Source organism: Bacillota bacterium (assembly GCA_013177945.1).
In the GTDB taxonomy this organism is placed as follows: Bacteria; Bacillota; DSM-12270; order Thermacetogeniales; family Thermacetogeniaceae; genus Ch130.
In genome coordinates, this window is sequence record JABLXW010000006.1 from 1 (window position 1) to 14,633 (window position 14,633).

General features: G+C 59.5%; 15 protein-coding genes. 4 read left to right on the plus strand and 11 right to left on the minus strand.

Annotated elements, in window-relative coordinates; translation table 11 throughout:
* Positions 1–52: 52 nt before the first annotated feature.
* The 3 genes from HPY58_04340 to HPY58_04350 form a co-directional block, all read right to left on the minus strand.
* Complete coding sequence (locus tag HPY58_04340; GenBank protein ID NPV28880.1) at positions 53–703, minus strand: hypothetical protein; 651 nt, start codon at positions 701–703, stop codon at positions 53–55.
* 116 nt (positions 704–819) lie between these two features.
* Positions 820–2,220, minus strand: a complete 1,401-nt coding sequence (locus HPY58_04345) for a HAMP domain-containing protein (protein ID NPV28881.1) — start codon at positions 2,218–2,220, stop codon at positions 820–822.
* 15 nt (positions 2,221–2,235) lie between these two features.
* Complete coding sequence (locus HPY58_04350) at positions 2,236–2,907, minus strand: response regulator transcription factor (protein ID NPV28882.1); 672 nt, start codon at positions 2,905–2,907, stop codon at positions 2,236–2,238.
* 162 nt (positions 2,908–3,069) lie between these two features.
* On the opposite strand from HPY58_04350, the gene HPY58_04355 reads away from it, so the two are divergent.
* From HPY58_04355 to HPY58_04365, 3 genes are all read left to right on the plus strand, one after another.
* Entirely contained in the window at positions 3,070–3,270 is a 201-nt protein-coding gene (locus HPY58_04355) for a hypothetical protein (GenBank protein ID NPV28883.1), read from the plus strand.
* 193 nt (positions 3,271–3,463) lie between these two features.
* The gene (locus HPY58_04360; GenBank protein ID NPV28884.1) at positions 3,464–4,591 is read left to right on the plus strand and encodes a fructose 1,6-bisphosphatase; all 1,128 of its coding nucleotides are present in this window, start codon (positions 3,464–3,466) and stop codon (positions 4,589–4,591) included.
* A gap of 198 nt (positions 4,592–4,789) precedes the next feature.
* Positions 4,790–6,022 (plus strand): MFS transporter, encoded by a 1,233-nt coding sequence (locus HPY58_04365; GenBank protein NPV28885.1) that lies wholly within the window; start codon positions 4,790–4,792, stop codon positions 6,020–6,022.
* Here HPY58_04365 and murJ read toward each other — a convergent pair.
* The 8 genes from murJ to flgL all read right to left on the minus strand — a co-directional run bounded on the left by murJ (position 5,970) and on the right by flgL (position 13,827).
* Complete coding sequence (gene murJ / locus HPY58_04370; protein NPV28886.1) at positions 5,970–7,595, minus strand: murein biosynthesis integral membrane protein MurJ; 1,626 nt, start codon at positions 7,593–7,595, stop codon at positions 5,970–5,972. The two genes, HPY58_04365 and murJ, sit on opposite strands and share 53 nt — an antisense overlap.
* 92 nt (positions 7,596–7,687) lie before the next feature.
* Positions 7,688–9,553, minus strand: a complete 1,866-nt coding sequence (cooS, locus tag HPY58_04375) for an anaerobic carbon-monoxide dehydrogenase catalytic subunit (GenBank protein NPV28887.1) — start codon at positions 9,551–9,553, stop codon at positions 7,688–7,690.
* Between the two features lie 225 nt (positions 9,554–9,778).
* Positions 9,779–10,285 (minus strand): 4Fe-4S dicluster domain-containing protein, encoded by a 507-nt coding sequence (locus HPY58_04380; protein ID NPV28888.1) that lies wholly within the window; start codon positions 10,283–10,285, stop codon positions 9,779–9,781.
* Between the two features lie 92 nt (positions 10,286–10,377).
* The gene (locus HPY58_04385) at positions 10,378–11,655 is read right to left on the minus strand and encodes an MFS transporter (GenBank protein ID NPV28889.1); all 1,278 of its coding nucleotides are present in this window, start codon (positions 11,653–11,655) and stop codon (positions 10,378–10,380) included.
* A gap of 56 nt (positions 11,656–11,711) precedes the next feature.
* On the minus strand, positions 11,712–11,981 hold the full coding sequence (gene csrA / locus HPY58_04390; protein ID NPV28890.1) for a carbon storage regulator CsrA: 270 nt from the start codon (positions 11,979–11,981) through the stop codon (positions 11,712–11,714).
* Between the two features lie 12 nt (positions 11,982–11,993).
* The gene (locus tag HPY58_04395; GenBank protein ID NPV28891.1) at positions 11,994–12,449 is read right to left on the minus strand and encodes a flagellar assembly protein FliW; all 456 of its coding nucleotides are present in this window, start codon (positions 12,447–12,449) and stop codon (positions 11,994–11,996) included.
* Positions 12,450–12,475: 26 nt separating this feature from the next.
* Entirely contained in the window at positions 12,476–12,853 is a 378-nt protein-coding gene (locus HPY58_04400) for a hypothetical protein (protein NPV28892.1), read from the minus strand.
* A gap of 17 nt (positions 12,854–12,870) precedes the next feature.
* On the minus strand, positions 12,871–13,827 hold the full coding sequence (flgL, locus tag HPY58_04405; protein ID NPV28893.1) for a flagellar hook-associated protein FlgL: 957 nt from the start codon (positions 13,825–13,827) through the stop codon (positions 12,871–12,873).
* 290 nt (positions 13,828–14,117) lie between these two features.
* On the opposite strand from flgL, the gene HPY58_04410 reads away from it, so the two are divergent.
* A partial coding sequence (locus HPY58_04410; protein ID NPV28894.1) for a hypothetical protein occupies positions 14,118–14,633 on the plus strand: 516 nt, incomplete at its 3' end.

The window sequence follows — 14,633 nt, forward strand, 5'->3', positions numbered from 1 at the left end:
GGCAACCCCTCCATCTGGAGGGGTTGCCTGGGTGCTGGGAAAAGTCCTGATTTTATCCGGTCTGGCCGGGAGTCAGGAAGGAGTTTCCCCTGGCGCCCCAGCCGCCCCGGAAGCCGGGGAAACGGCAGCAATTCTGGAGCCAGCTGTCCGACTTCACCCGCTCTTCTGCCCGCTGCAGGATCTGGTCGGCCTGGTCCTGCGTGAGCTTTTTGTCGGCAACCATTTGATCCAGCTCTTTCTTGATGTTGGACAGGACCTGCTCCCGGAGCTGCTCAGGCGTCAAGCCCTTTGCCGCCGCAAGTTCCTCCAGGGTTTTTCCTTCCTGCAGGGCCGCCCTTAACTCCTGCGGCTGCAGGCCCAGCGCATCTGCCGCAGCGGCAAAGCAGAGGCCGCCGCCTGCCCGGCGCCCTCCCCAGAGCCTCCCGCCAAAAGGAAATCCCTGCTCGAGGCGGGCGCGGATCCTGCTGCCCTGCTCCGGAGTAAGCTGGCCCTGCTCCACCGCCTGATCGACCGTCTGACCCGCCGCCTTCTGCAACGCCTGATCCAGCTGCGCCCGGTCAATCCCCAGCGCAGCCGCCAGGTTGTCCAGGAAGGCCTTCCCCAGGGAAGTCGGAGCGCTGGTTTCCGCAAGGGCGGTTCCCGCAAAAGCTCCTCCCAGAATCGCGGCGGCCAGAGCCAGCACGAGCAACTTCTTCCGCTTCAAGGTGCAATCCACCCCCTTTCACTCCGGATTCCAACCTGTATTTTAACCGGGCTTCCTGAAAAAAACCTGAGAAAAAGTTAAGAAATTTCTAAGAAAGAAGACGGGGTCCGAAGCTTTTAAGCAGCCGGGATCCAGAAGGTGAAGGCGCTTCCCTTCCCCACTTCGCTTGCAACCTCAAGCCTTCCCCCGTGCTCCTTCGCAATCCAGGAGGCGATGGCAAGACCCAGGCCTGCCCCGCTCCGGCGGAGGCCGCCGGCCCGGTAAAACCGGTCGAAAATGTGGGGCAAATCGTCGGCCGGGATTCCGGGTCCGGTGTCCCGCACCTGGATTCCCCACCAACCCTCATCCCGGAGCCCGCTTAAGGCGACAACTCCGGCTGCCGGAGTGTATTTAAAGGCATTGTCCAGCAGGATGAGGAGCAGCTGTTTTAGATAGTCTGCATTTCCCAGCACCTGCGCACCCTGAAGGAGATCCAGCTTTTCTGCGAGAAAGTGGGCCTCCCCCAGAAGAGGCGCCTGGCGGGCCACCTCCTGCACAAGCGCCCCTAAATCCACGCGTTCTTTTTCGATCTGGCGGCCCGCCTCGGCGCGGGCCAGGGTGAGGAGGTTCTGAACCAGCCGCACCATCCGCTCCACCTCGCCCACGACATCGGCCAGGATTTCCCTTTTCTCCTGGGCCCCGCCGTCATCCAGCCGCTGGAGGAGTTCCAGATTCCCCCGGATTGTTGTCAGGGGTGTGCGCAGCTCATGGGATACATCGGCCACAAAGCGGCGCTGGGCGACATAGGCCTCCTCCAGGGAGCGGTGCGCTTTGGCGATCCTCTCCAGCATCTTGTTAAAGGTTGCCGCGAGCCTCCCGATCTCGTCCGGCGGCCCCTTGTAGTCAACACGCTGCTCCAAATCCCGGGTTCTACTGATCGCCGCCGCAACTTCGGTCAGGTGGTCGACGGGCGCAAGGGCGAGGCGCGCCAGAAAGAACCCCCCGGCTGAGGCAAAGCCCACGGCAAAAACGCTGGCGAAGAAGAGAAACCTGGCGAGGCGGGACAGGATCGCGGCCTGCGGCTGGAGGGAGCTTCCCACCTGGAGGACTCCCACCGGCTCCCCCTGGATCTGCAGGGGAAAATTATACATCCGGAGCTTCTCCCCATCCGCGTCCACCGTTTGAAAGAAGGGATCTCCTTTTGCGGCAAGCCCCAGAGTCTCCTCATCACAGGGGAGAAACTGGAGGCCCAGGTTTTGGGATTTGGCAAGCACCACTCCCTGCAAATCGACAACCTGGAGGTAAAGCCCGGGGCTGGAAAAGACGTTGACATTGGGGAGCACGATCCAGCGGCGGAAAGGGCCGCGGGGGCCCCTGAAAGACTTCACAACCTCCTGCGCCTTCCCCACAAGCACGGCATCCGTTTGCCGGGCCAGGTAATGGTTCAGGCCGCCGTAGAGAACCAGCCCGAACAAAAAGAGGATCAGCGCCAGCACACAGGTGTAGTAGAGGGTGAGACGCGACCTCAAGGAAAGCAAGGGTTTCCCTCCCTTTCAGTCTTTGAGAACGTAGCCGACCCCGCGCACCGTGTGGAGAAGGCGCTTTTCCCCACCGCTTTCCAGCTTATTCCGGAGGTAGCCGACGTAAACCTCCAGGACGTTGGATTCCCCGCTGTAATCGTAGCCCCAGACGCGCTCCATGATTTCGTCCTTCGTCAGCACCCGGCGCGGGTTTGAAAGAAAAAGATGCAGGAGTTCATACTCCTTGTTTGTGAGGTCCAGCAGCCTTTCCCCCCGCCGCACCTCCCGCGTGGCCGGGTCGAGGCTGAGATCGGCAAAGCGCAGAACCCTTTCCGCTTCGGGAAAACGGCGCCGCAAAAGCGCCCGCACCCTGGCGAGCAGCTCCTCCAGCGCAAAGGGCTTGACGAGATAATCGTCCGCCCCGCTGTCCAGCCCCCGCACCCGGTCGGATACCTCATCCCTTGCAGTAAGGAGCAGGATCAGGACATCCCCCTCGTTCCGGAGGCAGCGGCAGACCTCGAGGCCGTCGAGATCGGGGAGCATCAGGTCGAGGATCACCAGGTCGGGCTTCACCGCGGCCGCAGTCTCCAGCGCCTCCCAGCCGCTGCCCGCCTCCCGCACCCGGTAGCCCGCATAGTGCAAACTGCGCCGCAGGAGCGCGGTTATTTTGGGGTCGTCATCAACCACCAGAATCAAGGGCTGCAAAAGGATACCCCCTTGGAACTTCCTCTGAAGATTGAGGCCTATGCCGGACTGAAACATCCCCGTTTCATTATGGCAAAAGGAGGCGGCCGGAACAAGTGTTAAAAAAAGCAGAGCGGGGGAAAATAAGGAAAACGGCATTGCATACATGGAGGTGTTTTTGCGGTGGATCAGAGCCGCATGATCGAGCAGATTCTTGCCTTTGTGGAGCAGCACCAGGAATCCCAGGCAACAAGAAGCGTCTGCCGGCGCATCCTGGGCGCCCACCCCGGAAGGATCACCCGGGAAACTCTTTTGGATTTAGAACACCGCTTAAAAACCGCAGAACCTGAAGAGGTTGAGGCCTGCTACTACCTCATTAAGTAAAACCGGTTTCATTTTCTTTCACCTTCCAAACCAATGCTGCATTATCCTCTTACAGGAAGAAAGCCGGGTTGGAAAAACTTCAGGGTTTTTTTGCTAAAACAGGAAGGATAACAGATCGGAAGCGTCGTAATTAGAAATACATAATCATAACATTAATTAAAAACAGTGCAACACAATTGGGGAGGAGGACGAAATGGGAAAGAGGATTACACTTTCTGTAATCAAGGCAGATGTAGGCGGTTTTGTCGGCCATTCAAGCGTTCACCCTGAACTCCTGGAAAAAGCACGCGGGCTGCTTGCAGGAAATTCTCTGGTTATCGATTCCTGCGTAACCCACGTGGGTGACGATATCAACCTGATCATAACCCATGAGGCCGGCCGCAACAACGGTGAGATCCACGAGCTTGCCTGGAACGTTTTCGTAGCCTGCACCGAGGTTGCAAAAAAATTAAAACTCTACGGCGCCGGACAGGATCTTCTGGCCGATGCCTTCTCCGGAAACATCAAGGGGCTGGGGCCCGGGATTGCAGAAATGGAGTTCGAAGAAAGGGAAAGCGAGCCGGTTGTGGTCCTGATGGCAGATAAAACGGAGCCGGGGGCCTGGAACCTTCCGCTTTACAAAATATTTGCCGATCCCTTTAACACCATCGGCCTCGTCATCGACCCGAAAATGCACAGCGGCTTTAACTTCGAGGTCCGGGACCTGATCGAAGATAAAAAGATCATTTTTTCCGCCCCGGAGGAGATCTACGACATGCTGGTCTTCATCGGAGCACCCGGGCGGTACTGCATCAAGAGGGTCTTCCACAAAGAGACGGGAGAAATCGCCGCCGTCTCCAGCACCCAGCGGCTCAACCTGATGGCGGGGCGGTATGTGGGCAAAGACGATCCGGTTTGCATCGTCCGCTGCCAGAGCGGATTTCCGGCCGTCGGCGAGGTTCTGGAGCCCTTCGCCTGCCCTCACCTCGTCTCCGGCTGGATGCGGGGCTCCCACAGCGGCCCCTTGATGCCCGTCGGGGTTGCCGACGCCCACCCGACGCGGTTTGACGGCCCGCCCCGGGTCATCGCCTTAGGATTCCAGATTTGCGACGGGAAACTGATCGGCCCCCAGGACCTTTTCGCCGATCCCGCCTTCGACCGGGCGCGGGAACTGGCAAACACCATCGCCGACTACATGCGCCGCCTGGGGCCCTTCGAGCCGCACCGCCTCCACCTGGAAGAGATGGAATACACCACAATGCCCCTCGTGATGAAAAGACTCAAGGAGCGCTTCGTCAGCCTCCGGAAATCCAAAGAGACGGCTCCTGCTACAATCCGCTAACCAACTCTTTCACGATGCTGCCAGGAAACTTCACAGTAGGAGGGGCTGCCGGTGCATTAAAAAAGGATAGGCTTTACAGCTTTCCTTCCTGTAAAGTCTATCCTTTATTCCTGTAAAGTCTTTCCTTGATTCTTTTGGGATTTTGAACCGGCAGGAAGCAAAACAAGCTGCCGTAATCTAATAATGGAGATGGCTGCCATGGAAGCAGGCGCGCGTCTCAGCGCAAAGGCAAAAAAGAGACTCGCCCTTCATTTCATCCTCTTATTTGGACTTATCAGTGCTCTCGGGGATATCACATACGAAGGCGCGAGAAGCATTTATGGGCCCTACCTGGGATACTTAGGTGCAGGCGCCGCAGCCATAGGCTTCGTTTCAGGTCTTGGAGAGTTTTTAGGGTATTTTTTCAGACTGGTTTCAGGCTACTTTATTGACCGCACCGGAAAACACTGGCTGGTTACAATACTCGGATATGGAATGCTCGTTTCAGTACCACTTCTTGCAGTGGCAGGCAAATGGGAAGTCGCCGCCCTTTTTATTATTTTGGAGCGACTCGGAAAAGCAATCAGAAGTCCAGGCAGGGATGCAATGCTCTCTCATGCCACAAAACAGCTGGGAGCAGGTTTTGGGTTTGGATTACATGAAGCACTGGACCAGGTGGGCGGCATCATAGGGCCCTTGATTCTTACAGCCGTACTTGCTCTTACAGGGGAATATAAAAAGGGCTTTACGGCTCTATGGGTACCTGCTATATTAACCGTCGTTTTTACTCTGATTGCAAGGGGAAAGGTTCCAAACCCGGCAGTGCTGGAAGATTCCCCAGAAGAGGCCAGGGAAGGGGCAAGCCTCGACAAATCCCTATCCAAAAAATTCTGGTTATATGTAACATTTATCTTTATTAGCGTCTCAGGCTTTGTAAATTTTCCAATTATTTCATATCACTTTTCCGTTCGGGAAGTAATTGCCGAAGCCCGGATTCCAGCACTCTACGCGGTCGCAATGACATTAGACGCGGCTGTCGCCCTCATCATAGGTAAAACCTACGATAAAATAGGGCTCGCCTCTTTAGCTGCAATACCTTTATTAACTTTACCAACGGCTTTTTTAGGATTTTCTGAAAACCACACCTGTGCCGTAATTGCGGTTATACTCTGGGGTTCTGTAATGGGGATCCATGAAACAATTATGAGGGCTGCAATTGCCGATTTAACACCCATTGAAAAGAGGGGAACCGCCTACGGAATTTTCAACACCCTGTACGGAATTGCCATGTTAACCGGCAGCGTCGCGATGGGATTTTTATACGAGTATTCCGCAAGCTATGTGATCGGTTTTGTGGTTATCACCGAGGTAATTGCATTGATCATCTTGGGAGCGTCTTTCAGGAGCGGGAGCGGGAACAGCGGTCTGCGAAGCGGCTGGCCCGCCCGTTGAAAGAGAGGAGGTGTTTTCCGGCCCGCCGGCCGAAATCGAGGAAAAGCCCTACCTCCGGCAGCCCCAGCAAAGAGGAGGCGAGCCCGTAAATACCGGCGCCCGCGCAGATGGTGAGGCCGAGCACCCCCGCCTCCACGAGAAAGCCCTGGCCTGCAGCGAAGTCTCCCAGCAGCCGCCAGATCCAGGCCGCTCCCAAACCCATCACCCCGGCGGCAAGGCACGAGCGCCAGGTGCCGTCCAGAATCTCCCTGCCGCCCAGCCCCCCCAGGCGCCGCCTTAAAACCTCGCAGAGAACCGCAACCGCAAAGGCCGAGGCGAGGGAGGTTGCCAGGGCGAGTCCGCCGTGGGCAAGGGGTTTCACCAGGAGAAAATTGAGCCCGATGTTCACGGCAACCGCACCCAAACCGAGCAGCATAGGAGTCACGGTGTCCTGCAAACCGAAATAAACCCGGCTGATTACCTCCCGCAAGGCCATCGGCACAAGCCCGATTCCGAAAAAAAGAACGGCGAAGGCGGTCATGGCGGTGGCGCGGGGGTCAAAGGCGCCCCGCTCAAAAAGAACCCGCACGATGGGCTCCCGGAGCACGATCAGGCCGACGGCCATCGGGAGGGTGAGGAAAAGGCTGACCCGGACCCCGCCCACCAGGGCGCGGCGCAGCCCCATCAAATCATGCGCTGCGGCGCAGCGGGAAAAAGTGGGGTAGAGCACCGTTGTTACCGCCATCACAAAAATTCCCAACGGAAGCTGGGTGAGCCGGCTTCCGAAATTCAAGGCAGCAATGCTCCCTTCTGCAAGGCGCGAGGCCAGCATCCGGTCCACGATCAAACCGAGCTGGCCGGCCCCGGTCGCAAGGAGAATGGGAAGGATGAGCTTTCCCACCTGCCTGAAACCGGGGTCGTACCAGTTCAAAACAGGCCGGTAGCGGAAACGCGCCCTTTTCAGCCCCGGTGCCATCACCAGCAGCTGGCTCATCGTGGCCAGCACGGTTCCCACTGCCGCTGCGGTGATCCCAAAGCATTTCCCGCCGAAGACAATCGCCAGAATCATAATGATGTTGAAGGGAATCCCTACAATCGCCGGCCACGTGAACCTTTCCTGAGCCTGGAGGAACCCGGTCACGATGGCGGCCAGGCCGAAGAAGACCATCATGGGGAGAAGCACCCGGGTCAGGGAAACGGCCAGCTCAAAGGTTTCCCCCCGGAAGCCCGGGGCCACCAGCCGGATCATGAGAGGGGCCGCCAGCAGCCCTAAACCAGCCATGATCAGGCAAAAAACGAAGACGAAGTTCAGCAACGTGTTGATAAACTGCTGGCCCGCATCCTCCCCCTCCTCATGGACGCGGCGGGTGAACACGGGGATCAGGGTAGTTGTCAAGGCTGTGCTGACAACGGAAAAGAGCATCCAGGGGATGATGGAGGCGACAAGATAGGCGTCGGTCTCCCGGGTTGCACCGAAAACGGCGGCAAGGGTCGTTTCCCGGAAGAACCCCAGGATCTTGCTCAAAATTGAAGCCCCAGCAATGATCCCTGCAGCCTTGAACAACTGCTCCTTTTTCACCTTCGCACCCGCCACCTTAAATGCTGATCACACCGGCGCTGAACCAGTCTGGCGCCGGCAGAGATGTGCGCCTTGCCCGACAGGAAGCCTGCCGGAACCGGCCGGGGCTACGGTTCGAGGCCGAGCGCCCGGCGCTTTGCCGCGATGTGGGCGAGGATCAGCGAAGCCGCCCTGACAGGATCCTCCTCAACGGCAAAGGCCGCCCCCAGAACGTCCTGCGCCCCCCTGGTCAGCAGCTCCGCGAGGTTCTTGCCGCCCAGCACCGGCGGAACGGTGCCGAGCACCGTGAAGACCCCGGAGCCGACAACGTATGCCCCGATGGAAACCGCCTTCTCGGACATCCACTCGGGCGCCGCCCCCGCCACCGGGAGGTCGCAGATGTCCACGCCCAGGGCGTTGGCAACAGCGGCGGCCACCACCAGGATGCGGCTGATGTCCACGCAGGAGCCCATGTGGAGAACCGGAGGCACCTTCAGGGCCTCGCAAACCGCCCGCAGCCCGGGCCCCGCCTCTGCAGCCGCCTCCGGCAGGAGCAGCCCGGCCTTGGCGCAGGCAATGGCCGCGCAGCCCGTCTGCACAACCAGGACGTCGTTTTTGATCAGCTCCCTGGTCAGGGCGAGGTGCCCGCGGTCCTGGGTGGTCTTGGGGTTGTTGCAGCCCACAACGGCCGCAATCCCCTTGATCTGCCCGGCCTTGATGGCATCCAGCAGGGGGTTGAGGGTGCCGCCCAGGGCCTGGAGGATCGCCTCCACGCTGAACCCGGCGACGTATTCCATCGCCGCCTCGGGAATCTCAACCAGCTCCTGCTTCCGGTTCGGGTAGTTTTCGACGGCGATCTGGACAATTTTCCTGGCGGTCTCCAGGGCGGTGTGCTCGTCAAAGGGAACGTGCTCCGCTCCCGGGAATCTTGCCTTGGGCGAAGTGGAAATGAGCTTCGTATGGTAGCAGTCGGCCACGCGGGCAAGGGCCGGCATGACGCACTGAACGTCAACCACCATCGCCTCCACCGCCCCGGTGACGAGAGCCAGTTCCTGCTGGAGGAAGTTTCCGGCAACGGGAACGCCGTGGCGCATCAGGAGTTCGTTCCCGGTGCAGCACATCCCGCAGACGTTGATGCCCTCCGCTCCCCTGGCGCGGGCCAGGGCAAGCAGGTCCTCCTCCCGCGCCGCCAGCACGATCATCTCGGAAAGGGTGGGCTCGTGGCCGTGGACGATGATGTTCACCTGGTTCTCCTTCAGAACCCCCAGGTTGCTCTTTCCCCGGACCGGCTGCGGGGTCCCGAAGAGGATGTCGGAAAACTCGGTGGCAAACATGGAGCCGCCCCAGCCGTCGCTCAGGCCCGTCCGCACCCCGTGCAGGACGATGTTAACGTGGTCGTTGTCCACTCCCATGTTGGTGCGGTGCATCGCTTCCACGATTTCCCGGTCAATCCCGCGCGGGGCAATCCCCAGCTTCTGCCAGAGCGCCCTTCTCTTCTCCGGGGCGCGGTTCAAAAACTGCAGCGTCCCCTTGACCATTCCGAATTCTTCCATCGCCTCCCGCGCCAGGTCACGGGCGATCTCCTCTCTGGCCCTTCCCTCCACGGGGATCCCGAATTCGGCGGCCAGGGCGCGCAGCTTCACCTCATCCTTGATCTGGTAGCCCTGGGCTTCACTCTGCGCGGCGGCGTAAAGGGTCGTGACGATGTCCCGCCCGTGGTCGGAGTGAGCCGCGGCCCCGGCGGCAATCATCCGGAGCAGGTTGCGGGCGGCAATCGTATCCGCACCCGCCCCGCAGATCCCCTCCTCCGGCCCCTCCCCAAAGGGATCGATCCGGCAGGGGCCCATGTTGCAGTTCCGGCAGCAGATCCCCAAAAGGCCAAACCCGCACTGGGGCTGCTGCTTCGCGAAGCGGTCCCAGGCGGTTGTAATTTCTTCACGCGCCGCCTTTTTCAGCATCTCCAGGGAAGCCCGATCAATGCTTTTTTCTCCCACAAGAACCTCCTCCTTTCCAGAATTCCATCATATCAACACCATTCTGCTCCCTGCCGGGCCGGCTGCCCAACACCCAAATGCCCGGGCGCCACTTCTCCAGGCCTTTGACCGGCACCGCAGGGAAGAACGGAACTCTCGATGCCGACCGGTTCTCGTTGCTGACCAGGTTTTTCTCATGAACTGAACAACCAGATTGCCTGTCACCGGAGTCGTTTTCTGCAGGTCCTAGCCGGCCGTCTGGGTGCAGGGAAGGAAAAACTGGTCTGCGAGGCGCTGGCGCTTCAGCTGCTGGGCCTCTTCAGGGGCAATGAAGAGAAGGGCGCGGGTCGGACAGGCCTCAACGCATGCAGGGACCTTGCGGTCCAGGCAGCGGTCGCACTTTGCCACGATCTTGCTCCCAAAAGCGCGGGTGATCACGCCAAACGGGCAGGCCATTTCGCAAAATCCACAACCAAGACAGCGCGTGGGGTCGTGGAGAACCGCTCCCGTTCCCTCTTCCCTGTGCATGGCTCCCGTTGGACAGACGGCAACACACCCGGCCTCCTCGCAGTGGCGGCAGTTGATGGGAACGGAAAAGCGCTCTCCGGCATGAACGTAGATCCGTTTACGGGGAGGTACAGACTCGAAAAGAGCACTAAAGAGAGATTGAGACCCGGAATGGGCGACGGCACAGGCAAGTTCGCACGACTTGCAACCCAAACAGCGGCTCACATCAACGAAAATCTCTTTCAACGGCCTCACCTCCTTATCCAGACTCCCCTGGTAGCTTTCGCTAAAATTCTTTGAAATCCTTCCTGAAATTAGATAAAGAGATTTCGCATCGTTCAAGAGCGCGAAGCTCTCAGGAGGTCGCCGGGCAGGAAAATTAAGGCAAGAACCAGGCAGAGAAAGAGGATCGCACTGCAGGCGAAAAGGGGAGCGCGCGGGTGCAGATGATCGTAGAGAAACCCCCCGGCCGGGGAGCCCAGAATGAAGCCGAGGCTCTGCATGGTGCTGATTCCGGCGAGGGCCGTTCCCTTTTTACCGGAGGGCGCGAGCACGCTCGCAAGCGCAAGCCAGGCCGGGGCTCCCGCCACATAAGCCAGGGCCAGCAAAGCAACGGCAAGCACCAGCTGCCAGACCTGAACCAGAAAGGGCACCAGGGCAAGCGCCCCTGCACTGATCAGATAGGCGAACTGAACGGCGCGGGGCTTCCCGATCCGGTCCGCGTACCGGCCCAGGGGAAGGGCAAGAAGGGCAACGGCCGCAGCGGGAATCAATAATGCGGTCCCGATCTCGCCCTGACTGAATCCCAGCTGGCGGTTGACGTAGAGGATGAAAGTTCCGGCAAGGAGGCCGATCCCGAACTGCTGGAGGAGAGAAATAAAAAGCATCACGGAGAAGGGATTGGAATGAGAGGAACGCGCAGGAGAAAGATCTGGTTCCCGGGCCTCCGGCGCCCGGCCTCCCTTTCCCCCGGCGAACCCGGGGCCGCACCGGGGAAGCACGGCTAAACCCAGGCAAAAGGAGCCGAACAGCAGGACTGCGGCAGCCTGAAAGGCGCCGGTTCCGGTCTTCAAAAAATGGTTGAGATAGGTGCCCAGGGCGGGGCCAACTCCCAGGGCCGAAAGATAGGCCATGTTGACCACAGAAAGGGCCGCGGCGCGCTCCTCGGCCCGCACCCTGTCCGCAATCAGGGCGGAAAGAATCGGCCAGAAGGCAGCAACCCCAAGCCCGTTGAGGATCTGCAGGAAAACAAAGGCAAGGGGGGAGCGGGCAAAGACGAAGCCTGCAGGAACAAGAGCGGCAAGAAGAAGGCCGCAAAGGATCACGGGGCGCCGCCCGAAGCGGTCGCTGAAGATCCCTAAGGGCGTCTTTGCCAGAGTCTCGGTTGCGGCATACACCGAAAGCATCAGACCGATCACGCCGGCACTGAAGCCCAGGCTGTTCTTCAGGTAGAGGGGGAGGGTGGGAATGATCACGGCAAGGCCAACCGTGCTTAAAAAAGAAACCAGGCCGACGCCGGGCAAAAAGGGGTAGGCCTTAAAAATCCCAAAACAGGAGCGGAAGCCTCGTTCTTCAGGGCCTTTCTGGGGGCTTCTGCCGGGCAGCACTCGTCTCACCCGCCTGGTTTAGCGTGAATGTTACCCTGGAACTGGGAACTCTCCCGCCCCCTATTTTAAAGCTTCCCGCCTTCTTCCTCAACAGATTTTTCAGGGGGGTTTGTTTTAAAAAGTTTTTCCAGGCCGTTCAGGGCGCGGGCATCGGCCTGAACGGCCGCGATGTTTTCGCTCCGGATCAGGTTGTAAATTTCCTCCCGGTGGACCGAAAGCTCCCGCGGGGCCTGCACCCCGAGCCGCACCTGGTCTCCCCGGACCTCGAGAACGGTGACGATAATCTCCTCTCCAATAATGATGCTCTGCCCCGCCTTTCGCGTTAAAACAAGCATCTCGCATTCCACCTAGCCGCAGGCCCGCTGTGCAAGGGGATCAAGACGGAAAAGAGGGTGCTTTGTATGGTATTCTCTCGTCTCCAGGACGACCTGCTGACCCAAACCCTTTGCGTGGTTGATGACAACCGGTGCAAGCAGGTTCGTCGTCATCCCTTTCACCCCCTGGGGCGGAATTGTAACAACCGTAAGCAAAGTCGCATCTCCGGGATTCTCCAGCTGGAGGAAATTACAGACTCCCTCGCTCAATTCTACCTGGTAATCGGGGAAAAAGACGAAGGGGTCCACCATCAAAAAGGCGACATCCGGCTCGTCCCGCGCCTGCATCCAGGCGAATACCGTGCTTTCCGGAACGGGCACAAAAAAGTATTCCTTCAGGTCGGGGAAGCCCACCATCCCCCGGGGAAACCTGATCATGCGTTCGGGGGCAACTTCCAGAACTCCAAACCGGCTTGTCTTTACCTGCATCGTCTTCCCTCCTGGTTTTTCACATGTCAAATTCGAAAATCGAGAAAGCGGGTGGCGCCCGGCCCTCCTCCACGCCGGGGCAGGACCACGCCGGCAGTTACAGTGGGGGGGCTGAGCGCCGCAAGATTCAGCTCTTTCCAGGCCCCGGCCCAGGCCGCTTCCCCCAGCTCTCCGAAGGAAAAGCTCCGGTCCTCGATTTTTCCCAGGCGGTCCCCTTCGGCCGCGTACCGGGCAGCAGCCCGCAGGGCGGCCTCCCTGCCTGCGGCGGCACCCTCCCGGGCGAAGGGAACAGGGCGGTAAAGGCCGAGGTCTTCCAGCGGCGCCGTGTAATCGATCTTTATCCAGGCCACTTTAAATCCGGGCCAGCCGAACTGCCGGTGAATATCCATCACGCTGCTTATCACGATCTCCCCCAAACGGCTCAGCGCAGGAAATCAACCAGGGTGGGCATGATGATCCGGGCTCCGGTGGCGAGGGAAACCCGGTAGACATTTTCCTGGCTCTTTAAATCCATAATCGCCTCGGCGATGTCGGCGTCCTCCGCCAGAGAAAGAAGCTCCGTCTGCTTGATCTCGGTCTGCTGGAGGCGATCCAGCGCCATTTCCGCCCTGTTCACCCTCGCTCCCAGCTCCCCCCGCGTGGCCAGGATTTCGTCAATAACCTGATCGATCTCCCCAATGCATTGAGAAATCTCGCTCCCCGGGCGGTTCTCCCCAAGAAACCAAGCCAGCTTATCGAGCACGGCAATAGCTCCCGGTTTAACCTCACCCGTAATCTTATCTTCGAGTCCGTGAAAAAGCTTTTCTGCGTTACTACAGTTCACCGGAATCACCACATTTGGTGCAATTTCGTATTCGATAAGCTTATCGTTGCCCTGCCAAGAATCATTATACACATACCCTTCTGGTGCCTCCTCCTGCCAAACATCTTTGTACGTTTCTCCAACGGGAGGCTTGTTAGTTTGGGTGCCGCCGAAAATGTAGCGGCCGCCCAGGGTTGTGTTTGCAATCAGGCCGAGCTGCTTTTTGAGCTGCTCGACCTCCCGCGCCAGCGCCTCCCGCGACTCCCGGGGCATGGTGTCGCTCGCCCCGTAGAGGGCAAGCTCGCGCGCCCTCTGGAGCACCTCGGTGGCGTTGCCCAGGGCCCCTTCGGTCACCTCCATCCAGGTCCGGGCGTCCTTGATGTTGCGGGTGTACTGCTGCGCCTCCCCCAGGTCGCTGCGGAGGGCGAGGGAGCTCACGACCCGCACGGGATCGTCCGAGGGCCGGCGCACCTCCTTCCCCGAAGCAAGGCGGTCCTGGGCCTCCTCGAGCCGCTTTAAGTTGATGTACATGTTGCGCAGGAAGTTGCTGGTCAGCATGATGTTGGTGATCCGCAAGGAAATCCTCCTCTCCCGTCCTCTTTCCCTCTCAACCTCTATTTATAACATCGCATTTCGCGAAAGTTTACTTAACCCTCATTTCCCGGAAGATCTTCCCGGTTTCCGCCTGCAATCTCCTCTTCCGGTCTGAAAACGCTTCCTCCGGCGTCAAATGCTGAAAGCAAAAAGAGAGGGGGTGCAAAGCAGCAGGAATCAGGCGCCACCTTCTCGAAAAGGAATAAGTGAAATTTCTCACAGGTTCCGGAAAGCGGGTTTCAATGCCCCGAGAATCTCGAACTGAGAAGGTGATGCCGGTGGGTAGTCTGCCTGACGTGAAAAGCTTAACCGTAAACAGGTACCTGGCAGAGCTGGCTGCCGATTCCCTTTTCCCCAGCGCCGGGGCCGCTGCAGGGCTCACGGCGGCGCAGGCAGCAGCCCTCTTTGCAATGGTCTGCCGGGTCAACCTCCGAAAACTAAAGGAAATTCGCGGGGAAAGCGCAGGTGCGCCGGAGGCGGGAGCCGCTGCAGCAGGCGGGAAGAAAGGAAAGGAAGAGGCCGGAGCGGCGTGGAGCTTCTGGCGGAAAATGCTGGAACTGGCAGAAGACCACCAGAAGCGGTGCCTGGAGCTGGTCCAGGCGGACGGGGCTGCCTACCGGGAGGTCGTTGACGGAGATCCGCAGGGCCCCGCCCATGCCCTGGAGGTTCCCCTTGCAATTGCGCGGCACGCCCGGGAAACTGCAGAACTGATCAGGCAGGCCCTCCCGGAATCGTATGCCCCGGTCCGGGCTGATGCCGAAACCGCCCTCCACCTGGCGGAGGGAAGC